This window comes from Georgenia sp. SYP-B2076, assembly GCF_003991205.1.
Lineage (GTDB): Bacteria > Actinomycetota > Actinomycetes > Actinomycetales > Actinomycetaceae > Georgenia.
In genome coordinates, this window is the sequence record NZ_RXOZ01000011.1 from 34,408 (window position 1) to 57,550 (window position 23,143).

Below are 23,143 nucleotides of genomic sequence, written 5' to 3' on the forward strand. Positions count from 1 at the left end.
CGAGCCGGCTACTCGTCGTAGGCGAGCCCGAAGCCGAAGGTGTAGTCGTCACCGACGGCGTTGGTGTAGGCGTAGTCGAAGCTCTCGGCGTAGCCGGGCACGTCGGAGGCGTTCGCCTCCACCGCGGCCTGGTCGGCCGGGAGCGTGACCGGGAGCCCGCCGGTCGGGTTGAAGTGCCCGCGCACGACCTCCCACAGCGCCTCGGTCTTGACGTCGAACGTGGCGATGACCGACGCCGCGCCCGGCTCGATGTCCTCGATGACCCAGGGGAGCACGGTGTTGACGGCCAGGATGGTCGGGACCGCGGCCTCGATCTGCTGGATGCGGGCGACGTCCACCCCCGTGTCGGCGTCGAGCTCGACGGACTTCGCCGACCCGTCGGGCAGCTCGAAGCTGTTCGGCCGGACCAGGACGAGGGCGTCGGTCGCCGCCTCCGGGGTGTCGACGATCTGGATCGACGGGTCGGCCGCGCGGATGACGCGCTTCAGAGCCGCAGTCTGGTCGGCGGCGCCCGAGCGGGTGAAGACCTCGACGTACAGCCGGGTCCCGGCGAGGGCGCCGTCGGCCAGCGGCAGCTGGGCGGAGTCGTTGCGCAGCAGCGTCACGGACTTCAGGTGCGCCGCGTCCGCGACCGCCTGGGACGCGGTGGAGCTGGCGACGGCCTGGGCGCCCGCCGGGTCGACGTACGGGTTCTCGAACAGGCCGAGGGTGAAGATCTCCTCGAGCAGCGCCCGCACGTGGGGGTCGAGGTCGGACTCGGCCAGCAGGCGCTGCTCGACGGCGTTGATGAGCCCCGTCGGGTCGTTGTAGTCGGAGAAGAGCGCGATGCCGGCGTCGACGGCCTTGGCGTAGCGCTGCTCGAGGCTGAGCGCCTGGATCGCCGCACCCCACGCCGTCGTCGTCAGGATGCCGCTGTCGCTGTTGACGTACCCGGTGAAGCCCAGCTCGCCCTTGAGCAGGCCGTCGATGATCGCCTTGTTGTAGGCGCCCGCCACCTCCTCGAACTGCTGGTCCTCGGAGTACCACAGGTGCTTGGGGAGCTGGTCCGCGCTGAGCTCGTTGTTGGGCACGTTGTAGTACGACATCACCGAGCTGGCGCCGGCGTCGATCGCCGCCTGGAAGGGCGGCAGCTGGTACTCGTACAGGCTGCCCGCGGTCGGGTAGACCGCCCACTGGCCCTGCTCGTTGTGAGGGTCGAGCCCGCGCAGCACCGCGCCGTCACCGGGGAAGTGCTTGATCGTCTGTGCGACCGACTCGCCGCCCAGCGTCTTGCCCTGGAACCCCAGGACGAGCTCGCGGGCGATCTCCGCGTTGAGGTCCGGGCTCTCCCCGAACGTCCCCGAGACCCGGTTCCACCGTGGCTCGGTGGCTGTCTCGATCTGGTAGCCGTAGATCTTGTGGATGCCCGCGGCGCGCCACTCCTCGCGGGCGATCTCGGCGAACCCGCGGACGACGCCGGGGTCCTGCGTTGCCGCGAGCCCCAGGCTGCCCGGCCACAGGGAGAACTGCCCGGTGGCCTCGCTGATGCCGAACTGCTGGTCAGGGTTGACGTGGTTGCGCGGGTTGGAGGTGAAGACCACCGGGATGCCCAGGCGGGAGGCCTCGGCGATCTCCTGGTAGTCGTTCGCGCGGTCCGCGAGCTGGTAGGCGGTGGGGTTGTCCCGGATGACGAGGTAGCGGATGTTGCGGTCCTCGACGTACCCGACGGTGGGCCCGTACGGGTCGTCCACCACCGTCCCGGCCGGCGCGCCGCGCCGCTCCGAGGTGATGTGCATGAGGCCGGCCTTCTCCTCGAGCGTCATCCGGGAGACCAGGTCCTTGGCCCGCTCCGTGGGTGACTTGCGCCAGTCCTCGTAGGCGTCGAGCTTGCCGTTGGCGTTGAGGTCGCGGAACTCGCGCTGGCCCTTCTTGATGACGGGCTTCACCCGGGCCTCGACGTCCGGGGAGTTCTTCCCTCCCGCGTTGGAGTGGGCGGGCGGGTTGCCCCCGGCGCTCGAGTGCGCGGGCGGGGCGGCGAAGGCGCCGCCGGCCAGCGCCAACGTGAGCGGGACGGCGACGGTGGCGGCGGCGATGCCCCGACGGCGGGCACGTGTGCTGCGAGTGCTCATCTGGTGGTCTCCCTCGACCTGCTGCTGAACCAACGAGGCTTTGTTGCCTCTGCTCTCCGTTATATGGGTCGCGCGCAGGGCGTGGGTGAGGCCAGCGAGGCCAGTAGGTGCCAGTGCAGGTACGTGCCACCCTTCCGCCCGCGGCGGAGGATCCGGTGGCGTGCCGGGCCCGCTCGCTCCGGGCGGGCACGCCCCGGGCGGCTGCGCTGGCGGGGGCACGGGTCTTGGCCGGTCCTATTGTCGTTCCATGGATGTCACGCGACTCGGCCGCTCCGGGCTCACCGTCTCTGTCGTCGGCCTGGGCTGCAACAACCTCGGCAGGGCGGGCACAGCGAGCGAGACGGCGGAGGGCGCCTCCGCCGTCGTCGGTGCCGCCCTGGACGTCGGGATCACCCTGTTCGACACGGCCGACACCTACGGCAAGGTGCCCGGCCTCAGCGAGGAGCTGCTGGGCAAGGCGCTGGGGAAGCGGCGCGGTGACGCCGTCGTCGCCACGAAGTTCGGGATGGACATGAGGGGCGCCAACGGGCGCGACTTCGGGGCGCGCGGCTCACGCCGGTACATCGTCACCGCCGCCGAGGCCTCCCTGCGCCGCCTCGGCACGGACTGGATCGACCTCTACCAGTACCACACGCCCGACCCGCTCACCCCGGTCGAGGAGACGCTCGCCGCGCTCGACGACCTCGTGACGGCCGGGAAGGTGCGCTACGTCGGTCACTCCAACCGCGCCGGCTGGCAGATCGCCGACGCCGAGCACGTCGCCCGCGAGGGCGGGTTCACGCCGTTCGTCTCCGCCCAGAACCACTACAACCTCCTGGACCGCCGCGCCGAGCTCGAGGTCATCCCGGCGGCGGAGGCGTACGGGCTCGGCGTCCTGCCGTACTTCCCGCTCGCCAACGGGCTCCTCACGGGCAAGTACGGACGCGGCACGGCGCCCCAGGGGAGCCGGCTGACGCACAGCCGCCAAAACCTGCTGCAGGACGCCGACTTCGAACAGCTCGGGCGGTTCGGCGCCTTCGCCCGCGAGCGGAGGCTGAGCGAGGTGCAGGTGGCGTTCTCCTGGCTGCTGGCACAGCCCGCCGTCGCCAGCGTGATCGCCGGGTCCACCAGGCCGGAGCAGGTGACCCAGAACGCCGGCGCCGCCGGCTGGACGCCGACGGCGGAGGACCTCACCGAGCTCGACGAGATCTTCCCGAGGACGCCGAAGGTCGCCCTCTTCTGATCCGGCGGTCACCCTCTGTTCCGCGGTGCGTCCGTCGCCGGCACCGTCCTCACGACGGCGCCGGGCGCTCCCGCCTGGGCAGCCGGCTGACCACGATGTCGTAGGAGTCGTCGACCGCCTCGAGCAGCTCCTCGTCCGGGATGGCGCCGTCGATGCGGAGGCTGTTCCAGCCCGAGCGCCCGAGGTACGCCATCACGCGGGCGTCCTCCGGGTAGCGGAGGAGCCACTCGTCGGCCTCCTCCCGCGTGCGGCCGCACTTGAGGCCGATGGACGTGGCCGGCCGCGGGCCGAGGAACGCGAAGATCTTCGGGCCGACCTTGACGACGACGTCGTCCTCCCACGGCTGGTCCGGCCATGCGCCGGGCTTGGCCAGGCAGTGGCGCAGCAGCTCACCACGCTCCATGACGCCCCCGATCCACGTCTTTCGGTCTAGTCCTTACGCGGGACGCAGGAGCGCCACCAGGAAGTCGGAGTCCTGGGTGAAAGGACGCAGGTCCCACGTGGACAGCAGGAGGTCCGGCACCAGGCCGGCCGCGCCGGCGTCGGCGAGGAACTCGTCGTAGCCGTAGCCGCGGCCCGCACCGAAGCCGATGGCCGCCCGGCCGCCGTCGCGCAGGTGTGCGCGGAAGCGGCGCAGGACCTCGGCGCGGGTGCTGGGGGCCAGGAACGTCATGACGTTGCCGGCGCAGACGATCACGTCGAACCTCTCGGCAACGCCGCGGGCGGGCAGGTCGAGCTCGGCAAGGTCGCCCACGAGCCAGCGCGGCCCGGGGTGGTCCTGCTCGGCCGCCGCGATGAGCACGGGGTCGACGTCCACGCCGACTACCTCGTGGCCAGCCGCGGCCAGGAAGGCGCCCACACGGCCGGGGCCGCAGCCAGCGTCAAGGATGCGGGAGCCGCGCGCCGCCATCGCGTCGACGAGGCGCGCCTCGCCGGCCAGGTCCTTGCCGGAGGCGGCCATCGACCGGAAGCGCTGGATGTACCAGGCCGAGTGGTCGGGGTTCGCCTGGGACATCGTCATCCACGAGCTCTGCTCTGTCATCTCTCCATCATGCCCTGGCGGCACGTGCGCGATGTGGTCGCGGTCGGCATCAGGCCCGGCAGGCTCGACCGGGCCCGGGGTCGGCTCGGGAGGGACCTGCTCGGGGTCGGCGTCGGACCAAGATGCCTTACGTCACCGGCTCGTCTACGTCGACACTGTCGAACGCCGCCGCGGGACGCTCGTCGCCCGCGGACCCGACGTCCCAACCCTCGTCGCCCGCGGACCCGACGGCGAAACCCTCGTCGCGCCCTGGCTCGACGGTGAGGCCACGGCGGAAGAGGTTCGCGGGATCGTACCGACGCTTGATCTGGGCAAGACGCTCGTAGGTCGCACCGGGGTAGGCCTCGTGGGCGCGCTCCCGCGTCGTGTCGGAGGAGTACGCGCCGTACATCCCGGAGACGTGCGGGGAGAACACCGACCAGGCCGCGTCGAGGGCATCCTCGAGCTCCGGTGGCGTCCCGACGGACACGAACACCTCCTGGGTCCGGTGCGCGAAGGCCGTGGCTGTCGCGTCGACGTCGTTCATCGCGCCGCCGACGGAGCGCACCTCCATGACCGCCACCGTGCCGCTGTGGAGCAGGACGGCCAGCGCCTCGGCGTCTCCCTCGGTGACGTGCGAGATGAACCCGTTGCGGATCTTGGTGCGTTGCTGGCCCGCGTGCCGGCTGTCGCCCGGCGGGACGAGCGCACCATAGGGGGCGACCTGCGCCCGCTGATCGATGACGGGGGCGAGGCGGAGCATGGGCTCGAGGGCCGCAACGGCCGCGTCGACGTCGTCGTTCGCCCAGACATTGATGGCCTGGGCAGTGGCTCCCTGCCCGGCCTGGGCGGGCGAGACGAACATGAAGCTCGTCAGCTCGCGTGGCGCCGCGGCCATGTAGCGGGACCAGCGCAGCAGGAAGTCCGCGGTCGCCGTGGCGTCGTACGTGAAGGTCCCGACGACGACGTTGCCCAGCTCGAGCGCGTCGAGCTCAAGCGCGGTGACGATGCCCATGCTCGCCCCGGCACCACGCACGGCCCAGAACAGGTCTGGGTTGGTGGAGGCGTCTGCGCGCACCTGGGTCCCGTCCGCGAGAACGAGCTCCGCCGCCACGACATGATCGACCGTGAGCCCGTGCTCGCGGACGAGGTAGCCGATGCCGCCAGCGGTGGCCAGACCGCCCGCGCCGACGTCGCCGTAGTTGCCCGACGTCATCGCCCATCCGCGTGCGCCGAGCGTCTCGGCGATGTGTCCCCAGGTCGCTCCCGGCCCGACCCGGAACCGCCGGGTCTGCGGGTCGAGGATGTCGATGGCGTCCAGGCGAGAGACGTCGATGACGATGCCGCCGTCGTTGGTCGACAGCCCGGCGATGCCGTGGCCGCCCGACCGCACCGACAGGGGTACCTCCTGGGCGGACGCGAAGGTTACCGCGGCGGACACGTCGTCCGCGTCCTCGGCCATGATGACCAGGCCGGGCCTACCGACCGCCATGTACGTCGAGCGCACGTCGTCGAAGCCGGCGTCGCGCGGCGTGAACGTCTTGCCCGCAAGGAGCTCGGGGATGGCGGCGTAGTCGATCCCCGTGCCCATCGCCGCGTCGGCGTGTGCGGGGCTCGGGGGGCGCATCGCTCCGCCGCGGCCCGGGGCGGTGACGAGCGTCGGACGCGTGCCCTCGGGCGCCGGCCCGGTGGTCGCCCGCTCGGCGGCGACCAGATCGCGCACGGCGGGGGCGACCTCCTCGCCGAAGCGGGCGATCATCCCGGGGTCGTCTGTGCCGAGGATGTAACCGGAGAACCCGTAGCCCAGGGTGAGTGCGGCGAGCTGGTCGACCCACTCCTCGGGCGGTCCCTCGAACAGTCCGCGACCCGTGGGGCCGAACCGGCCGCCGATGTTGAGGATGCGGCGGATCGCGGCCGGATCGCGGCCGGCGTTGGCGGCGGCCTCGTCAATGATGGCGTTGCCGTCGGTCAAGGCCGTGAGCGTCTTCAGGTAGGCGATCGAGGGCAGCCATCCGTCGGCCCTGCGCCCGGTCAGGCGCAACATCCGCGGCTTGTACGCACCCAGCCAGATGCCGATGTCGTGCGCCGGGGCGGGGCCGCGCGCGGCGTCGCGCACGGAGTGGAACCGGCCCTCCACCGTGAGGGTTTGTCCCGCCGAGGGCGCCCAGATGCCGCGGATGATGTCGATGGCCTCGCCCAGGGCGTCCACGGCCTGCCCCGGTGCGAGGCGCGGCCCACCCATGGCCGCGATGCCGTCCCAGAACGCGCCCGCGCCCAGGCCCATCTCGAAGCGGCCGCCGCTGAGGAGGTCCAGGCTCGCCGCGGCCCGGGCCAGCACGGCGGGCGGGCGCAGCGGGAGGTTCAGGACGTTGGCGGAGACGTGGATGCGCTCGGTCTGGGCGGCGACGTAGCTCAGCAGCGTCCAGGTGTCGAGGAAGCCGGGCTGGTAGGGGTGGTCCTGGAAGGTGACCAGGTCCAGGCCTGCCCGCTCAGACTCCTTGGCGAGGGCGACGACCTGAGCGGGGTCGGCGTTGCCGGGGGTGAGGAACGAGCCGAAGATCAAGTCGTGTCCGTAGTCGGTCATGCATACCTCGATGTCAGCGAAGGGTGGTGCGTGCGCCGGAATGCGCCCGGAGGTGCCATGGGGTGCGCCGGCCCGCGCACCCGGCCGGCCCGGGCATACAGCTAGCGCACGGCGGGCGACAGCTGCTCGGCGGCCCGGGCGAGCAGGGCCTCGATCCCCGTCCGGTCGTGGCGGCCGTTGAAGATCGCCGTGCCCGGCTCGAGCGCGGCCCCGGCGGCGAGCGGGCCCGCGTCGACGCCGTCGAAGCCCAGCCGCTCGATGAGGTCGAGGACGACGGCGCGTGCGTCGGCGTCGTCCCCGGCGACGGCGAGCGCGCGCCGTCCCGGCGTGCCGGCGGGGGAGTGGTCGGTCTCGAGCTCGTGGTAGCCGATGTGGTTCAACGTCTTGACGAGGCGGGCGCCGGGCAGGAAGGCCTGGACGATCTCCGACGTGGACCTGGCGTCGTCGTGCAGCGCCGGCATCGCACCGTCGGTCTCGGCCCAGTAGTTCATGGCGTCGACGACGACCCTGCCCGCGAGCGCGTCGGGGTCGAGGGTGTCGAACTTGCGCAGGGGGATCGACAGGATGATGACGTCGGCGCCACGGACGGCGTCGGCCGCGGTGACGGCGAGGGCGCCCGGAGCCATGACCTCGACGATGAGGGCGATGTCGGCGGGGTCCCCGGAGGCGGCGACGAGCACGCGGTACCCGGCCCGCAGGGCCTGCCGGGCGACGGCGGTGCCGACGCGGCCGGCGCCGAGCACGCCGACCGTGGTGGGGGACGTGCTCTCGACGGGGGCGCTCATGCGCGGTTCCCGGCGGTCTCGGCGGCACCCGTCGGCAGGTCGGTGTCGGTCGGCAGGTCGGTGTCGGCCGGCAGGTCGGTGTCGGCCGGCAGGTCGGTGTCGGCCGGCAGGTCGGTGTCGGCCGGCAGGTCGGTGCCGGTCGGCAGCGCGGCGTCGACGAGGGACTTGACCTGCGTCCCGAGGAGCTCGATGGCGTGGAGGAACTCCCGCTGGGGGAGGTGCCCGATGTCCATCTGCAGGATCTGGCGCACGTGGCCCAGCTGGCCGTGCAGGGTGACGATCCGCTCGGCGATCTCCTCCGGGCTGCCGACGTAGAAGGCACCGGATGGGGCGGTGTCGCGGTCGTAGGCGCGCCGGTCCGGGCCGCTCCACCCGCGGGTGGGCGCGAGGGTCTGCATCATCGCGCCCCAGTGGGACCACCACAGCTCCTTGGCGGTGCGTGAGCTCTCGTGGAGGAAGCCGAGGTTGGCCACGGCGACCTTGATGGACTCCTCGGGCCGCGCGGCTTGGCGCGCGGCGGCGCGGTAGAGGTCGGCGAGGGGCGCGAAGCGTGCGGGCTGGCCGCCGATGATGCCGTAGGCGATCGGCAGCCCCTGCTGGCCCGCGCGCATGGAGGACGCCGGGCTGCCGCCGGTGGCGCGCCAGATCGGCAGGTGGCCGCGCTCAGGGCGGGGGACGACGACGGCGTCGGTGAGTGGGGCGCGGAAGCGGCCCTGCCACGAGATGGTCTCGTCCTCCCCGAGGGCGTTGAGCTGCATCAGCAGCGCCAGCTTCTCCTCGTAGAGGGCGTCGTAGTCCTCCAGGGCGTAGCCGAACAGCGGGAAGGACTCGATCGAGGAGCCCCGGCCGGCGGTGATCTCGGCGCGGCCGTTGCTCAGCGCGTCGATGGTGGCGTACTGCTGGAAGACCCGCACCGGGTCGTCCGTGCTCAGCACCGTCACGGACGAGCCGAGGCGGATGTGCTCGGTGGTGGCGGCGGCGCCGCCGAGGACTGCCGCCGCGGCCGACGCGGGCATCTCGCGGGTGTGGTGCTCCCCGATCCCGAAGTAGTCCAGGCCCACCTGGTCGGCCAGCTGGATCGCCTCGAGGAGGTTGCGCTGGGCGTCGGCCGTGCTGGCCCGCCGGCCGGTCGCCGGGTCCCGTTGGACGTCGCCGAAGCTGTAGATACCCAGTTCCATGCTCACTGCTCTTCTTCCGCCAGGTCGACGGGCGATGTGGCCGCCCCTTAGGTGCGCGGACGCGAACCGAAGTGTTCTGAGCGACAGATCATATGTGGCTCAGACAAGTGGGACAACATCGCGGCGGCGCCTAGGATTCCCCCATGGACGACACGCGCGCCACGACCGCCCCTCTCCCCGAGGCGGACGGTGACTTCGGCCGGCACCTTGGGGTCCTTCTGCGGGGGTACCAGGGCTCGGTGGCCGCGGTTCTGGGCGAGCTGCCGCACGGCCCGCGTGGGTACCAGGTGCTCTCCGCCGTCGTGCACGGCGACCAGCCCAACCAGCTCGCGCTGGCGGCGCACCTGGGCATCGACCGCACGGTGATGACCTACCTCATCGACGACCTTGTGGGGGCCGGTCTCGTCGAGCGGCAGCAGAACCCGAGCGACCGGCGGGCCCGCCGGATCGTCGCGACGGAGGTGGGCGCCCGCACGCTGCGCGCCCTGGAGCGGGACGTCCGCGAGGCGGAGGACCGGATGCTGGGCGCGCTCGAGCACGGCGAGCGCGAGACCTTCCGGGAGCTGCTGCGGCGCGTCGCCTGCGACGTCCGCGACATCGAGCCCGCCACCGACCCGTGCGACGTGGTCGCCGAGGTCGTGCCCGATCGCGGCGGCGGTACCAAGGCCGGCGAGGCCACCGGCGGCCGGCGGAGCCGGTAGGACACAGGACGCGCGCGGCGTCGGAGCCAGCCGGCTGGGTGGCGGAGACAGAGTCGCTGCGGGCCGGGCGGCGAAGGCCAGAGCCGGCCGGGCGTCCCAGGCCCGGCCGGCCGTGCTTTCGACAGCGTCAGTGCACGATCGCCCGCTCCGCCCCGGCGCCGGTCATCGAGCGGACCTCCATCTCGGCCTGCTTGACGGCGTCGTGCTCCTTTGAGGTGACCGATCCAAGCCAGCCGAGGAAGAACCCGAGCGGCACGGAGACGATCGCGGGGTTGGACAGCGGGAACCACGCGAAGTCGACGCCGGCGATCATGGCGGTCTCGCTGCCCGAGACCACGGGCGAGAAGGCGATCAGCACCAGCGCGCTGACCAGCCCGCCGTAGATGCTCCACACCGACCCGCGGGTGTTGAACCGCTTCCAGTACAGCGAGTACAGGATCGAGGGCAGGTTCGCGCTCGCCGCGATCGCGAAGGCGAGGGAGACGAGGAACGCGATGTTCTGCCCGTTGGCGAGGACCCCGCCGACGATCGAGATGGCGCCGATGGTCACCGCGGTGCGGCGCGCCACCTTGACCTCCTGCACCGGGTCGGCCTTGCCATCCTTGAGCACACCGTTGTAGACGTCGTGGGCGAAGCTCGCGGACGCGGTGATCGTCAGGCCGGCGACCACGGCGAGGATGGTCGCGAAGGCCACCGCGGCGATGACGCCCAGCAGGATCGTCCCGCCGAGCTCGTAGGCGAGGAGCGGGGCGGCCGAATTGGCCCCGCCCGGTGAGCCGAGGATGGCCTCGGCGCCGACCAGGTACGCCGCCCCGAAGCCGAGGATGAGGGTGAAGAGGTAGAACGCGCCGATGAGGACGATCGCCCACGTCACGGACCGGCGGGCCTCCTTGGCGGTGGGCACGGTGTAGAAGCGCATGAGCACGTGCGGCAGTCCCGCGGCACCGAAGACGAGGGCGATGGCCAGCGAGACGAACCCCAGCTTGGAAGTGTCCGAGGCCCCGTACTGGAGCATCGGCTCGAGGATCCGGTCACCCTCGGGGTGCACCGCGACGGCCTGGCCGAGCACCTTGGACAGGTTGATGCCGTTGAGCGCGAGCACCCACAGCGTCATCGCGCCCGCGCCGATGATCAGCAGGACGGCCTTGATGATCTGCACCCAGGTGGTGCCCTTCATGCCGCCGACGAGCACGTAGACGATCATCAGCGCGCCCACGACGGCGATCACGAGGCTCTGCCCGACCCTGCTCTCGATCCCGAGCAGCAGCGCGACGAGCCCGCCGGCGCCGGCCATCTGGGCGAGCAGGTAGAAGAACGACACGGCCAGGGTGGAGATCGCGGCGGCGGTGCGCACCGGGCGCTGCTGCATCCGGAAGCTCAGGACGTCGGCCATCGTGTACTTGCCGGTGTTGCGCAGCGGCTCGGCGACCAGCAGCAGGGCGACCAGCCAGGCGACGAGGAAGCCGATGGAGTACAGCAGGCCGTCGTAGCCGTAGATCGCCACGGCCCCGGCGATGCCGAGGAACGACGCGGCCGAGAGGTAGTCGCCCGCGATGGCGATCCCGTTCTGCCGCCCGGTGAAGGCCCGGCCGCCGTGGTAGAAGTCCCCGACCGACGTCGTCGTCCGGGAGACCCGGAAGACGATGACGAGGGTGACGACGACGAACGCCAGGAAGATGGCGATGTTGAGGTACGGGTTGCCGACGTCCATCAGACGCCTCCCTCCAGGTCGGTGCGCAGCTTCGCGGCGATGGGGTCCAGGCTGCGGTTGGCGTGGCGGATGTAGGCCCAGGTCAGGAGGAACGTCGTCGCGAACTGCGCCAGGCCCATGAGCAGCCCGACGTTGACGTACCCGATGACGCGGGTGGACATGAAGTCCTCGGCGTACGTCGAGAGGAGGACGTAGAGGAAGTACCAGAGGAGGAACGCGGCGGTCATCGGGAACGCGAACCGGCGGAACTTGCTCCGCAGGTCGGCGAACTCGGCGGACTTCTGCACGGCGATGAACTCCTCAGCCGTGGCCACCCGCAGCTCCGACGGGTTCGCCTCACCGAGCTCCGGCAGGGGCGTGTGATGCTGGGGCAGGTGTGCCTCGGGATCGGGTCCCCCTGGCTCATGGGACTCGGGATGTCTGGTGGTCATCGCGCATCTCCCAGGTGTGGGCGGGCTCACATCGGTGTGAACGCGCAATCTAGCAGCGGGCGTGGCTGTGCGTCGCGACGTGCGGGCGCGCGCAAGGTGCGCAGTAGCGGACACGGCATGACGTCACCTGGCATGCCGTGACCTGGGACGACGTCGCCCGGTCGGGTGGCTCGTCAGTGCGTGTCCAGCTCCCCCAGGGTCGGGAACGAGTCCTGGGCGCCGCGCCGGGTGACCGCGACGGCGGAGACCGCGGTGGCCTCGCGCACGGCCTGCTCGAGAGAGTCGCCCGCGGCCAGCCTCGTGGCGACGGCCCCGACGAAGGCGTCACCCGCACCGGTGGTGTCCACGGCGGTGACCCGGTGCGCAGGGACGTGCACCGGGGCCGCGGGCCGGCCGGCGTCGTCGCGCCCCAGGAGGACGGCGCCCTCGGCGCCGAGGGTCAGGACCACCGATCGGGGGCCCAGGGCAAGGAGCGTGCCGGCGACCCCGGCGGGGGCCGTGGGGGCGGCGCCGATCGGGGTGCCGGCGCCGACCGGGGGCGCGCCGTCGCCCTTGCCGCCCTGGGTGATGAGGTAGGCGGCCTCCGACTCGTTGACCACGAGCGGGTCTGCCACGGCGAGCACGTCGGCGCCCAGGGCGGCCGCCGGCGCCGCGTTGACCACCACGCGGGCGCCGCCCTCGTGCGCGCGCCGCGCGACGTGGGTGACCGTCTCGAGCGGGATCTCCAGCTGGAGGACGACGACGGCCGCCCCGGCCCACACGGCGCGCAGCGCGTCGACCTGAGCCGGGGTGACGTGCCGGTTCGCGCCCGGGGAGACGATGATCGAGTTCTCCCCGTCCGGGGTGACCATGATGATCGCGGTGCCGGTGGAGGCGTCGACGACGCGCAGGCCCGTCAGGTCCATGCCCGTACCCGCGAGGGAGGCGCGCAGGAGCCGCCCGCGGTCGTCCCCGCCGATGCAGCCCACGAAGGCGACCTGCCCGCCGAGCCTCGCGGCCGCGACCGCCTGGTTCGCTCCCTTGCCGCCGGGCGTGACGACGACGTCGGAGCCGAGGATGGTCTCGCCCGGCCCGGGGCGGTGGTCGATGTCGAGGACGACGTCGACGTTCGCCGATCCCACGACGACTACCCTGGCGTTGCTCATGTCACGCACCTCGTCGATCGCTCGGTCTCCCGTGGCCGGGCCCGTGCCCGTCGCCGTGCTCGCCCTACTCGGCCCGGAAGCCGTCGATCCGGAAGCGCAGCGTATGGCGTTCTCCGGGCTGGAGGACGACGAGGTCGACCGTGGAGTTGAAGGCGTCGGGCGGGCAGGTCATCGGCTCGACGGCGACGCCCCGGCGCCCGACGCGCTCGCCGGAGTAGATCTGCAGCCACGGCGCCCGTGCCGTCAGGCGCACGCCGAGGCCGCTGCCGGGGTCGTGGAAGCGGACCTCCCACCCGTCGGGCGGGAGCTCGCCGAAGGCGTGGTCGATCTGCCGGTCGCCGATCGTGCGGGCGTCCTGGAAGTCCAGGCCGGCCTGCGCCGTCGGGACGCCGCTGACCGGGAGGAGGCGCTCGTCGACGGTGAGGACCTGCCGGGCGGGGAACTGCAGGGTGCACGCGTCGACGGCGACCAGCCCGCAGGAGAGGTAGGGGTGCGAGGAGGAGCCGTACGGGGCCGCCGTGGCGCCCACGTTGGCGGAGCTGATGGCCACCTGCAGTCCCTCCGGGCCGAGCCGGTAGGTCACCTCGGAGCGGAGCTGGAAGGGATATCCGTACTGGGGGACGAGCATCGTGCTCAAGGTGACCTCGTCCGGCCCGGCGTCCACGACGTCCCAGTCCACCCAGCACGCCAGGCCGTGGAGCGCGGTGCGCGTCGCATGCTCGGTGATGGGTACCTCGTAGGTGGCGCCACCGAACTCGTAGCGCCCGTCGGCGATCCTGTTGGGCCAGGGCACCAGGGTCTTGCCGAGGTAGCCGGTGGGGATCTCCGCCTCGCTGGACGGGACCACGAGGTCCGTCCCGCGCCAGGTCAGCCGCGCCAGGCTCGCGCCCACCGAGAAGACCGTCGCCTCGTACTCGCCGGCAGCGAGGGTGAGGACCGTGCCGTTGGGGCTGGGCAGGTTCGCGCTCATCGTCCGCCTCCTCGCGTCGCGCAGCGGCCCGCCCGGTGCGGGACGGGGCCGGCGGCTCCCGGCTCACGCTACGGCGGATGCGCCCGGGTCGCCGGTCGAGGGCCGGTGGCGGGACCCGGCCGGCACCCCCTGTCCGACGACGGGCCCGGCGGCAGACCCGGCCTGTCGCCGCCCCCTTGTCCGTCTACCCGCCGGGCGGAACCCTGGACCCACCGTTCGAGGGAGGGACACGCGCGATGACGACGATCACCGACAGCTACATGCGGGAGATGCTGGAGAAGACGCGGCCGTACTCCGTGGTGATCCTGAGCAGGGGGCCGCGCTACGACAGCGACGACGCGCCTGCCGTCATCTGGGAGCACGGCCGGCGCAACTTCGCGCTGCGCGCCGAGGGGCACCTCGCCGTCGTCTGCGCGATCCGGGACGGCAGCGACCGGTGCGGCGTCGGGATCTTCACCACCGACGCCGAGAGGACCGCGGCGCTCATGGCGGACGACCCCGGCGTCCGGGCCGGCGTGTTCGTCTTCGAGGTGCACCCCTGCGTGGGCTTTCCGGGGTCGGCGCTGCCGGGCTGACACCCGCGTGCCACTCCCCGTCCGGGGCGGTCTCGTGTTGAATGGCGGCAACTCACCTAAGCACCGGAGGCTGCGATGAAGGTCGAGTCGCACATCGTCTCGTTGTCGTGGATCCCGTCGGACTCCACCGTGGACTGGATGCGCCGGGGCTTCGACGTCGGGCTCGCGCACTACGACGAGCCGCCGGTCGAGGCGCTCCCGGGTCTCGACCGCATCCAGCAGCTGCGGGCCGACGACCGTTTCCGGTTCGCCAACGTGCTCTCCGCCTGGGCGGAGTTCGACGGCGACGTCGCCACCTCCTGGGGCTACGGCGAGGACTCCGGCGTCGTCGTCGGCTCGACGACGGTGCGGCTGGGCGCCGTCGGTGCGACCTTCGGCGGCTACCCGCTGCCGGTGCTGCGTCAGGAGCCCGCCGTCGAGCCCGGCAGCGTGCACGTCACGCAGACCGCGGGCGGGCGCACCGGGGTGCCCCTGCCGCAGCGGGTGCGCAACACCTCCGCCGTGCTGTGGGAGGCGCCGATCGTCTGGACCACGCTGGCGCTGACCCTGCACGCGGACGGCTCCACTGACGTCGCCATGCCCGGTGCCAGCGCTTTCCCGCGTCACTGGGTCTACGGCCCGGACGGCGTGGTGGCCATGAAGACGGGGCTGACGGACCAGGAGGCGTGGATGACGCACTCGTTCGCGGCCCGCACGCCGTGGGGGGAGCGGGACTCGGAGGCGGTCGTCGCCGAGGCCGAAAGGGCGGTCGAGCGCCAGCTGAGCGAGGGCGTGATGCGTGCGGGCCACAGGCCCGAGATCAGGCGGCTACCGGTCGGTGCGGTCCTCGCCCGCGAAGGCGAGCCGTGTTCGGAGATCTGCCTCGTGCTCGACGGCGTCCTCACGGTCAGCGTGGACGGGAGCGAGATCGCCGAGGTCGGGCCGGGCGCGGTCCTGGGGGAGCGGGAGGTGCTCGACGACGGCTCCCGCACCTCCACCCTCGTGGCCCTGACGCCGGTGCGGCTCGCCGTCGCGGCCGCGGATGCCATCGACGTCGAGAAGCTGCGAGCGATGGCCGAGCTGTTCGGCCGCGAGGAGCGGCGCCCGGCGACCCAGGCGGCCGCGCCGGAGTGACCCGCGCCGACGGGCCCGGCGGGCGGTGTCGCCGCGGCGGCGAGCTGCCAGCCCGATGACAGGGGACCGCGCGCCGGGGCGGCGTGCGGACCCGGGCACGCTCCCGCTCGGGCTCATGCTCGTCCTGACGTTCTCCACTGGCGTGGTCGACGCCGTCGGCTATCTCGGGCTGGACAGGGTCTTCACCGGCAACATGACCGGGAACGTCGTCATCCTCGGGATGGCGCTCACCGGCGCGGACGACCTTCCCGTGCGCGGACCCCTCGTGGCGCTCGCGGCGTTCATGGTCGGCGCCGTCATCGCGGGCCGCGTGCTGCGGGGCGTGCCGAGCGGCTGGACCCACCGCACGACGGCGCTCCTGGCTGCCGTGGGCATGCTCATCCTCGCGGTCACGGTGCCGACCCTCGCCCTGGAGGACATGGGAGAGGTCTTCCCCGTCGTCGTCACCGCGGCGCTGGGCCTGGCCATGGGGATGCAGGCGGCCACCGCGCGCCACCTGTCCGTCAAGGACGTCACCACCGTCGTCGTCACCTCCACGATCGCCGGGCTGGCGGCGGACTCCATGCTGGGTGGCGGGACGAACCAACCCTGGCGCCGCCGCGCGGGCGCCGTCGTCCTCATCGGCGCAGGTGCGGCGACCGGGGCGCTCGCGCTGCGGGTCCACCTGGGGCTGGGCATGCTGCTCGCCGTGGTCCTCAGCCTCGGTGTGGCGGCGGTCGGGGGGCTCGCGCGGCCACGGTCGGGGGCCGCAGGCGACGAGGCGCAAGCGGGCGCCGGCACGGGCGCGTAGCGGCCAGTTTGGTGCAGCGTGGCCGCTCCGGGTGCCGCCTCGCCACCTCGCTGCCCGATCACGTCGCCGTTCCCACGTGGTGGCCGGGGACATGCGCGATGCTTGGCCCAGCCGGCCGCCACGCCCGGGAGGAGGGTGAGGACATGCGTCTCGTGCACCGTCCGGAGACGGACGTCATGGGGCTGCAGGTCGTCGCGGGCTTCGACCGCCTGCACGTCGTGGTGCCCGAGCTTTGGGACGCGATGTTCGCCCGGCGCGACGAGCTGCCGGCGCCCCCGGACGGCCGTTACGCGGAGGCGAGCGTGCAGCTCGGTGGCGGACGCTACCGGGAGACCGTGGGGGTCGCCCTCGTCCATCCGCCGAAGACCAGGTCCGTGGCGGTGCCGAGGGGCATGTCAGTGGCCCGGCTCGCCACCGGGCTCTTCGTCACCCACCGCCACGAGGGCGACGTCGGGGACATCGCGAGCGGCTTCCAGGCGATCTACGACTGGGCGGAGGGGCAGGATCTCGAGCTGGGCACGCTTAAGCTGGACATCGGTTACACCACCGACTGCACCGCCCAGGCGCACGACCTCTTCATCAACGTCCTCGGCTAACTCACCGCCGTCCGGCCGACCGACGTCGGCTGTCCAGCCGATCGACGCCCCGCGTCCGGCCGATCGACGTCGCGCGTCTCGCCGATCGACGCCCCGATGCGGGCGCCGGTGCGAGGGCTGCGCATTGGCTCGCCGAGTGGTACACCGGAACCGTGCGCGGCCCGCCGCCCGCGCCGCACCGGAAGGTGAAGGACATGTTTCTCGCGCGCAGCACCACCCGCCGGCCCGTCGCCCGAGTCCTCGCCACCGCTCTCGCCGTGTTCGCCCTCGCAGCGTGCGGCGGGTCGTCGCCCTCGCCGTCGCCGAGCACGGTGACCGACGGAGGGACCACCGGCGGCCCGACGCCGACGCCGTCGGCCCAGGGCTGCGCACCCGGCGGCGGCGCGGTGCCGGCCGGCGCGAGCTCGGCGCCCACGGTCGACCTCGATGGTGACGGGGCCGCCGACACGCTGTGGCTCTCCGCCGGGCTGCCGCGGACCCTCGGTGTCTCGACCGCCTCCGGCGCCGTGTTCTCGACGGAGTTCTCCAGCGGCGCGCCGCAGGCGGCCACGGCGCTGGCGCAACGGCTCGCCGACGGCACGGTCATCATCCTGCTCAACACCGGGCGCGCGGTCCCGCTCTACGCGGTGATCGACTGCGCGATCGTCCCCACCAAGAACGCCCAGGGCCAGCAGTACACCTTCGACCTCGGCTTCACGGGTTTCGGGACCGGCGTGGGGTGTGCCGACGTCGGATCGGGGCGCCAGCTCGTCGGGCTCAACGCCGTCACCCACGACAACGGCGCCACCTACGACGTCACTCGCACCCCGATCGACCTCGGCGACCGCGGGCGGACCGCCACCAACGGCACCCCGGCCGTGGTGGGCACGGCACTTCCCGCCGACGATCCGGCGGTCAGTGCCGCGCGCGCCGTCACGTGCGACGACGCGCCGCCACCGGTGACCGAGCCCGCCGGGTGAGGCAGGGGAGACCCGCGGCGCGGGCGGGGGAGACCGGCGGCGCGGGGGAGACCGGTGCGCGGCGGGGGAGAATGGCGTATGCGGTTCCTCAGGACAGGGCAACGATAGATGGTGACGGTCGCGGGTCTGGTGCTGGCGGCGGGCGGCGGACGCCGGATGGGCGGTCCCAAGGCGCTCGTGCGCGGCGACGACGGCACGGCGTGGCTCGCGCGTGCCACCACCCTGCTCGCCTCATCCGGCTGCGGCCCCGTGCTCGCCGCCCTGGGCGCGGAGGCTGAAGCCGCGGCCCGGCTGCTCCCGGAGGGGGACGGCGTCGTGGTCGTCCCGGTGCCCCGCTGGCGCGACGGGATGGGTGAGTCTCTGCGGCGCGGTCTCGAGGCCCTGGCGCGCGTCGCGCCGGACGCCTCGGCGGTGCTCGTGACCCTCGTGGACCTGCCGGACCTGCGCCCGGAGGCGGTGGCCCGGGTGCTGGGCAGCGCCCACGACGATCCCGACGACGGCGCCCTGCGGCAGGCGGCCTACGGGGGCAGGCCAGGCCATCCGGTGCTCATCGGGCGGCGGCACTGGGCGCCGCTGGCCGCACAGCTGAGCGGCGACGCCGGAGCCCGCGCGTACCTGCGCGCGCACGGTGCCGCCGTCGTGGACTGCACGGACATCGGCGGGGGCGACGACATCGACACGCCCGCGGCGCGCGGCGGAGCCGGCGGGGCCGTGGTCGATGCCGAACCATCGGGCCTCGGCGGCGAGGGCTGACTCCTGTCCCTCGGTGGGACGCCTCCAGCGCCCCGAACCGGTGAGCTCGCCGTGCCGGATCGTGTGCATCTCGGAACATCCGGACGTTGCCCTCCGTTGGTCATGACGTGACACGAAACAGAGACTCTGCTCCTCCTGATCACCGAGCGCTCGTGCGGATGTCCCCGGAGGGGGAGCAGCGCCGCGCCCGTACCGCGGTCCAGCACTCGGAGCCCGGCCCGCGCCTGGTCGAGACGCTCGAGCTCGTGGAGGCGTTCTCCGCCGTCGCCCGGTCCAGGGGTGACGTCTTCCGCACCATCGAGCGCCTGACCGACCTGCGCTACGGCGAGCTGGAGGCCCTGACGGCGGTGTCCGCGGGCGCGGATCACCACCGCGAGGTGGCACGCCGCACCGGTCAGGTGGACGCGGCCGCCGCGGCCACCGTGGAGGGGCTCGTGCGGCGTGGCATGCTCGCCCCGCACCACCACCCGGAGGCTCCGGACGAGTATTCGGAACCGACCCTGGTGCATCTCACCCCTGCGGGCGCCGTGGCCCTGCAGCAGGCAGAGGCTCTGCAGGTCAGGCTGCTCGACAGCGCCCTGAGCACCCTGGGCGACGAGGAGACGGAACGCCTGCGCGAGGCCGTGCACCACGTGGGCGACAGGCTGGAGCGTGCCGACGGCCCGCGCCACCCCGCCCTGCTCTCGAGCGTCGCCGACGCGTCCTAAGGACCGGACCCGGCTGCTTTCGCCTCGCTGCCCGCCGCGCGCTGGAGGAGGAGGGCGCGCTCACGCTGGTTCTGTGTCAGCGCGGCCGCGCGCAGGAACTCCGCATGCGCCTCCCCGTGTCGGCCCAGCCTGGCGAGGAGGTCTCCGCGCACGCTGGGCAGGAGGTGGTAGCCCGCCAGGGCAGGCTCGGACGTGAGCTCGTCGACCAGCGCCAGCCCGACCGCCGGTCCGGAGGCCATCGCCAGGGCCACCGCCCTGTTGAGCTCGACCACCGGGGAGGGCACCAGCCTCGCGAGCGTCCCGTAGAGCCCGGCGATGCGGGCCCAGTCGGTCTTCTCGGCCGTGCGGGCCCGCGCGTGGCACGCGGCGATGGCGGCCTGGAGGACGTACGGGCCCGGCGCACCCCCCAGGCGTTCGGCCCGTTCGAGGGCCGCGAGACCGCGGTTGATGAGAAGGCGGTCCCAGCGCGAACGATCCTGGTCGAGCAGGAGGACGGGCTCGCCCGCGGGTCCCGTCCTGGCCCGGATGCGCGAGGCCTGGATCTCCATGAGCGCCACGAGGCCCTGGACCTCCGGCTCGGTCGGTGCGAGCTGGGCGAGAACACGCCCCAGGCGCAACGCCTCGCCGCACAGCTCCGGCCGCGTCCAGCTCTCGCCCTCGGTGGCCGCGTACCCCTCGTTGAAGATCAGGTAGACGACCTCGAGCACGGAGGCGAGCCGCTCGGCGAGCTCGCCGGGGGCCGGGAGCTCGAAGGGCACCTCGGCCTCGGCGAGGGCGCGTTTGGCCCGGACGATCCGTTGTGCCACCGTCGACTCCGGCACGAGGTAGGCGCGGGCGATCTCCTTGGTGGTGAGCCCGCCGAGGAGGCGCAGCGTCAGCGCCACGCGCGCAGGGGTCGTGAGCACCGGGTGGCAGGCGATGAACATCAGCCTCAGCAGGTCGTCACCGACGTGGTCGTCGAGGGCCGCGACCGGGTCGGGGGCCGCGGCCTGCTCCGTCTCCAGGTCGCGGGCCAGCTGGGCGTACTTGGCCCGGAGGCGCTGGTCGCGGCGGATCCGGTCGATCGCCCGGTGCTTGGCGGTGCCCATGAGCCACGCCGCCGCGTTGCGCGGGACCCCCGAGGCGGGCCACTGCTCTAGCGCGGCCACCAGGGCGTCCTGCGCGAGGTCCTCCGCCAGCGGGACGTCACGCACGATCCGGCTCAGCCCGGCGACCAGCTTCCCGGACTCGATGCGCCACACGGCCTCGACCGTGCGACGGGCCTCGGCGGCTGCGGCGGCGCCGGTCTCGGTCACACCCCGACCCAAGCACGTCCGCGCACCGCTGCCTAGCGTTCCGGCGTCGGGCCCCGGAAGGGGTGCGCCGTGCGGGCCCGGCCCCTAGGGTCGTCACGTGAGCGCACACCATGATGTCGTCGTCCTCGGAGCCGGGCCTGGTGGCTATGTCGCCGCCATCCGTGCCGCGCAGCTGGGCCTGAACGTGGCGGTCGTGGAGGAGAAGTACTGGGGCGGGGTCTGCCTCAACGTCGGGTGCATCCCCTCCAAGGCGCTGCTGCGCAACGCCGAGCTTGCCCACCTGTTCAACCACGACGCGAAGCTGTTCGGCATCTCGGGGGAGGTGCAGTTCGACTACGCCGCAGCCTTCGAGCGCAGCCGCACGGTGGCCGACGGCCGCGTCAAGGGCGTCCACTTCCTCATGAAGAAGAATGCCATCACGGAGTACGACGGGCGGGGCTCGTTCGTCGACGACCACACGCTGTCCGTGGCGCTGACCAGCGGCGAGACGGAGACGCTGACGTTCGACCACGCCATCATCGCCACCGGCGCGACGACGCGGATGCTGCCGGGCGTCGAGCTGAGCCAGAACATCGTGACCTACGAGGAGCAGATCCTCGACCGTGGACTGCCGAAGTCGATGGTCATCGTCGGCGCCGGGGCGATCGGCATGGAGTTCGCCTACGTCTTCAAGAACTATGGCGTGGACGTCACCATCGTGGAGTTCCTCGACCGTGCCCTGCCGAACGAGGACGTCGACGTCTCCAAGGAGATCACGAAGCAGTACAAGAAGCTCGGCGTCCCCATCCTGACCTCGACCAAGGTCGAGACCGTCACCGACAACGGCTCAAACGTCACCGTGACCTACACCGGCAAGGACGGCAGCCCGGGTGAGCTGACCGCTGACCGCGTCATGATCTCCATCGGGTGGTCCCCGCGCGTCGAGGGCTACGGCCTCGAGAACGCCCGCGTGAGCGTGACCGAGCGGGGCGCCATCGCCATCGACGACGTCATGCGCACCTCGGTGGAGCACATCTACGCGATCGGTGACGTCACGGCAAAGCTCCAGCTCGCGCACGTGGCCGAGGCCCAGGGGGTCGTCGCGGCCGAGACGATCGCCGGCGCGGAGACCATGGAGCTCGGCGACTACCGGATGATGCCCCGCGCGACCTTCTGCCAGCCCCAGGTGGCGAGCTTCGGCCTCACCGAGCAGCAGGCCCGCGACGAGGGGTACGACGTCAAGGTCGCGAAGTTCCCGTTCACGGCCAACGGCAAGGCGCAGGGTTACGGCGACCCCACGGGCTTCGTCAAGCTCGTCGCGGACGCCCGCCACGGCGAGCTGCTGGGCGGGCACCTCATCGGGCCGGACGTCTCCGAGCTCCTGCCCGAGCTCACCCTCGCGCAGAAGTGGGACCTGACCGCCGCGGAGCTGGCCCGCAACGTCCACACCCACCCGACGCTGAGCGAGGCTTTGCAGGAGGCCTTCCACGGGCTGATGGGGCACATGATCAACTTTTAGTCGGTCGCCCGGCCGTAATCGGCCGTTAAGCCTGGTCAGAGGCCCGGATTCGCGGAATCTAGCGGATCCGGGCCTCTTCATGTCTCGGGGAGTTGTGGACACCTAGCGATGGCGGCGGCACGTACCCCTTCCTGTCCCCCCTGGCCGCGTCCTCCCAGCGTCCCCCGAGGGGAGACACGGCAACAGCACAGGTCACGGCGCGTCCCCCTTCACGACCGTCAGAAATTGGTCGATCTATGTATGGGATCTGCTTTGTGCCTCGGCGACTGTCGGTCAACGGCGCACCCGATAGCGCAGGTGAAGCACCCGGCTGCCCTTAATCACCACGTCAGGATCCTCCAACAGGTGCTGCGCGTGGACCGCCCCGAAGTAGCGCTTGCCGGACCCGAACACGACGGGTACGACGTCCATGCGCACCTCGTCGACCAGGCCCGCGGCAAGCACCTGGCCACCGACGTCGCCAGCGGCGACCTCGACGATGCGGTCACCCGCAAGCTCTTGCGCCTTGGCCATGGCTGCCTCGACGCCGTCGACGAAGTGAAACGGCGCCTCGGGGTCCCAGCCCTCGGGCTGCGGCCGGTGCGTCACGACGACCACCTGGTCGATCCCGCTCGGAGGCTTCCCGTCCCAGCCGTCCGTCAGGTCGAAGACGTGGCGGCCAACGAGTGTCGCCCCGATCTGGGCCCAGTACGGCCGGGTGTAGTCGTAGGACGTCTGCGACACCTTAACCTCGCCGCTCTCGTCCAACGGGACGTCACCGCTGGACAGCCAGTCGAACAGCGGCCCGGGCTGGTCGTTCTCGTCCGCGACGAAGCCGTCCACCGACACCGAGCCGTACATGACCACCTTGCCCACGGGGCTCTCTCCTCTGCTTTGAGGTGCCCTCAGTTTAGGGTGTCGTGAGCTGTCGATCTCGTAAGAAATCAATCGGCCGGCAGCGGCCAGCCGTCCAGCGCGTGGCCGGGATGTTCGCGCAGGAACCGCCGCCGGACTTCGACGTA

At 72.5% G+C, this 23,143-nt stretch carries 22 protein-coding genes; 10 read left to right on the forward strand and 12 right to left on the reverse strand.

All coding sequences use genetic code 11. The annotated features are described in order from the left end of the window. Positions 1–8: 8 nt before the first annotated feature. Complete coding sequence (locus tag EJK16_RS05040) at positions 9–2,108, reverse strand: glycoside hydrolase family 3 protein (protein WP_127126988.1); 2,100 nt, start codon at positions 2,106–2,108, stop codon at positions 9–11. 247 nt (positions 2,109–2,355) lie between these two features. On the opposite strand from EJK16_RS05040, the gene EJK16_RS05045 reads away from it, so the two are divergent. Next, a complete protein-coding gene (locus tag EJK16_RS05045; protein ID WP_127126990.1) occupies positions 2,356–3,330 on the forward strand; it encodes an aldo/keto reductase in 975 nt (324 codons plus the stop codon). A gap of 49 nt (positions 3,331–3,379) precedes the next feature. On the opposite strand, the gene EJK16_RS05050 is transcribed toward EJK16_RS05045, so the two are convergent. From EJK16_RS05050 to EJK16_RS05070, 5 genes are all read right to left on the reverse strand, one after another. Next, positions 3,380–3,733, reverse strand: a complete 354-nt coding sequence (locus tag EJK16_RS05050) for an MmcQ/YjbR family DNA-binding protein (protein WP_127126992.1) — start codon at positions 3,731–3,733, stop codon at positions 3,380–3,382. Positions 3,734–3,766: 33 nt separating this feature from the next. Beyond that, positions 3,767–4,372, reverse strand: coding sequence for a bifunctional 2-polyprenyl-6-hydroxyphenol methylase/3-demethylubiquinol 3-O-methyltransferase UbiG (locus EJK16_RS05055; RefSeq protein ID WP_127126994.1), 606 nt, complete (start codon positions 4,370–4,372; stop codon positions 3,767–3,769). A gap of 127 nt (positions 4,373–4,499) precedes the next feature. Then, on the reverse strand, positions 4,500–6,935 hold the full coding sequence (locus tag EJK16_RS05060; protein ID WP_127126996.1) for an LLM class flavin-dependent oxidoreductase: 2,436 nt from the start codon (positions 6,933–6,935) through the stop codon (positions 4,500–4,502). A 101-nt stretch (positions 6,936–7,036) separates the two neighbouring features. Further along, positions 7,037–7,720, reverse strand: a complete 684-nt coding sequence (locus EJK16_RS05065; protein ID WP_127126998.1) for an NADPH-dependent F420 reductase — start codon at positions 7,718–7,720, stop codon at positions 7,037–7,039. After that, entirely contained in the window at positions 7,717–8,898 is a 1,182-nt protein-coding gene (locus EJK16_RS05070; protein WP_127127000.1) for an LLM class flavin-dependent oxidoreductase, read from the reverse strand. Before EJK16_RS05070 ends, EJK16_RS05065 begins: the two co-directional genes overlap by 4 nt. A 143-nt stretch (positions 8,899–9,041) precedes the next feature. Between EJK16_RS05070 and EJK16_RS05075 the strand changes: the two genes are divergently transcribed. After that, positions 9,042–9,599 (forward strand): MarR family winged helix-turn-helix transcriptional regulator, encoded by a 558-nt coding sequence (locus EJK16_RS05075; RefSeq protein ID WP_127127002.1) that lies wholly within the window; start codon positions 9,042–9,044, stop codon positions 9,597–9,599. 127 nt (positions 9,600–9,726) lie between these two features. On the opposite strand, the gene EJK16_RS05080 is transcribed toward EJK16_RS05075, so the two are convergent. The 4 genes from EJK16_RS05080 to EJK16_RS05095 form a co-directional block, all read right to left on the reverse strand. After that, positions 9,727–11,310, reverse strand: coding sequence for a cation acetate symporter (locus tag EJK16_RS05080; RefSeq protein WP_127127004.1), 1,584 nt, complete (start codon positions 11,308–11,310; stop codon positions 9,727–9,729). Then, complete coding sequence (locus EJK16_RS05085; protein ID WP_127127006.1) at positions 11,310–11,741, reverse strand: DUF485 domain-containing protein; 432 nt, start codon at positions 11,739–11,741, stop codon at positions 11,310–11,312. The genes EJK16_RS05080 and EJK16_RS05085 overlap by 1 nt, the downstream gene beginning before the upstream one ends. 173 nt (positions 11,742–11,914) lie before the next feature. Continuing rightward, the gene (locus EJK16_RS05090) at positions 11,915–12,886 is read right to left on the reverse strand and encodes a ribokinase (protein ID WP_127127008.1); all 972 of its coding nucleotides are present in this window, start codon (positions 12,884–12,886) and stop codon (positions 11,915–11,917) included. A 64-nt stretch (positions 12,887–12,950) separates the two neighbouring features. Then, positions 12,951–13,856: an aldose-1-epimerase gene (locus EJK16_RS05095; RefSeq protein ID WP_127127010.1), complete on the reverse strand. Its 906-nt coding sequence runs from the start codon at positions 13,854–13,856 to the stop codon at positions 12,951–12,953. A gap of 236 nt (positions 13,857–14,092) precedes the next feature. Between EJK16_RS05095 and EJK16_RS05100 the strand changes: the two genes are divergently transcribed. The 7 genes from EJK16_RS05100 to EJK16_RS05130 all read left to right on the forward strand — a co-directional run bounded on the left by EJK16_RS05100 (position 14,093) and on the right by EJK16_RS05130 (position 19,349). Further along, complete coding sequence (locus EJK16_RS05100; protein WP_127127011.1) at positions 14,093–14,431, forward strand: hypothetical protein; 339 nt, start codon at positions 14,093–14,095, stop codon at positions 14,429–14,431. Positions 14,432–14,506: 75 nt separating this feature from the next. After that, entirely contained in the window at positions 14,507–15,544 is a 1,038-nt protein-coding gene (locus EJK16_RS05105) for a cyclic nucleotide-binding domain-containing protein (RefSeq protein ID WP_127127012.1), read from the forward strand. 55 nt (positions 15,545–15,599) lie between these two features. After that, positions 15,600–16,334: a YoaK family protein gene (locus tag EJK16_RS05110; protein ID WP_127127013.1), complete on the forward strand. Its 735-nt coding sequence runs from the start codon at positions 15,600–15,602 to the stop codon at positions 16,332–16,334. Between the two features lie 143 nt (positions 16,335–16,477). Further along, positions 16,478–16,930, forward strand: coding sequence for a hypothetical protein (locus EJK16_RS05115; RefSeq protein WP_127127014.1), 453 nt, complete (start codon positions 16,478–16,480; stop codon positions 16,928–16,930). Positions 16,931–17,124: 194 nt separating this feature from the next. Next, positions 17,125–17,889: a hypothetical protein gene (locus EJK16_RS05120; protein ID WP_127127016.1), complete on the forward strand. Its 765-nt coding sequence runs from the start codon at positions 17,125–17,127 to the stop codon at positions 17,887–17,889. Between the two features lie 111 nt (positions 17,890–18,000). Further along, on the forward strand, positions 18,001–18,642 hold the full coding sequence (locus EJK16_RS05125; RefSeq protein WP_127127018.1) for an NTP transferase domain-containing protein: 642 nt from the start codon (positions 18,001–18,003) through the stop codon (positions 18,640–18,642). Positions 18,643–18,794: 152 nt separating this feature from the next. Further along, positions 18,795–19,349 (forward strand): hypothetical protein, encoded by a 555-nt coding sequence (locus EJK16_RS05130; RefSeq protein WP_164737200.1) that lies wholly within the window; start codon positions 18,795–18,797, stop codon positions 19,347–19,349. Here the strand turns inward: EJK16_RS05130 and EJK16_RS05135 are convergent. Further along, positions 19,346–20,644 carry an RNA polymerase sigma factor gene (locus tag EJK16_RS05135; protein WP_127127022.1) on the reverse strand — a complete coding sequence of 433 codons (1,299 nt, stop codon included), beginning with the start codon at positions 20,642–20,644 and terminating at the stop codon, positions 19,346–19,348. The two genes, EJK16_RS05130 and EJK16_RS05135, sit on opposite strands and share 4 nt — an antisense overlap. 97 nt (positions 20,645–20,741) lie before the next feature. On the opposite strand from EJK16_RS05135, the gene lpdA reads away from it, so the two are divergent. Then, the gene (gene lpdA, locus EJK16_RS05140) at positions 20,742–22,142 is read left to right on the forward strand and encodes a dihydrolipoyl dehydrogenase (RefSeq protein WP_127127024.1); all 1,401 of its coding nucleotides are present in this window, start codon (positions 20,742–20,744) and stop codon (positions 22,140–22,142) included. 273 nt (positions 22,143–22,415) lie between these two features. Here the strand turns inward: lpdA and EJK16_RS05145 are convergent, their stop codons facing one another. Then, positions 22,416–22,997 (reverse strand): dihydrofolate reductase family protein, encoded by a 582-nt coding sequence (locus tag EJK16_RS05145; RefSeq protein ID WP_127127026.1) that lies wholly within the window; start codon positions 22,995–22,997, stop codon positions 22,416–22,418. Positions 22,998–23,143 lie beyond the last annotated feature (146 nt).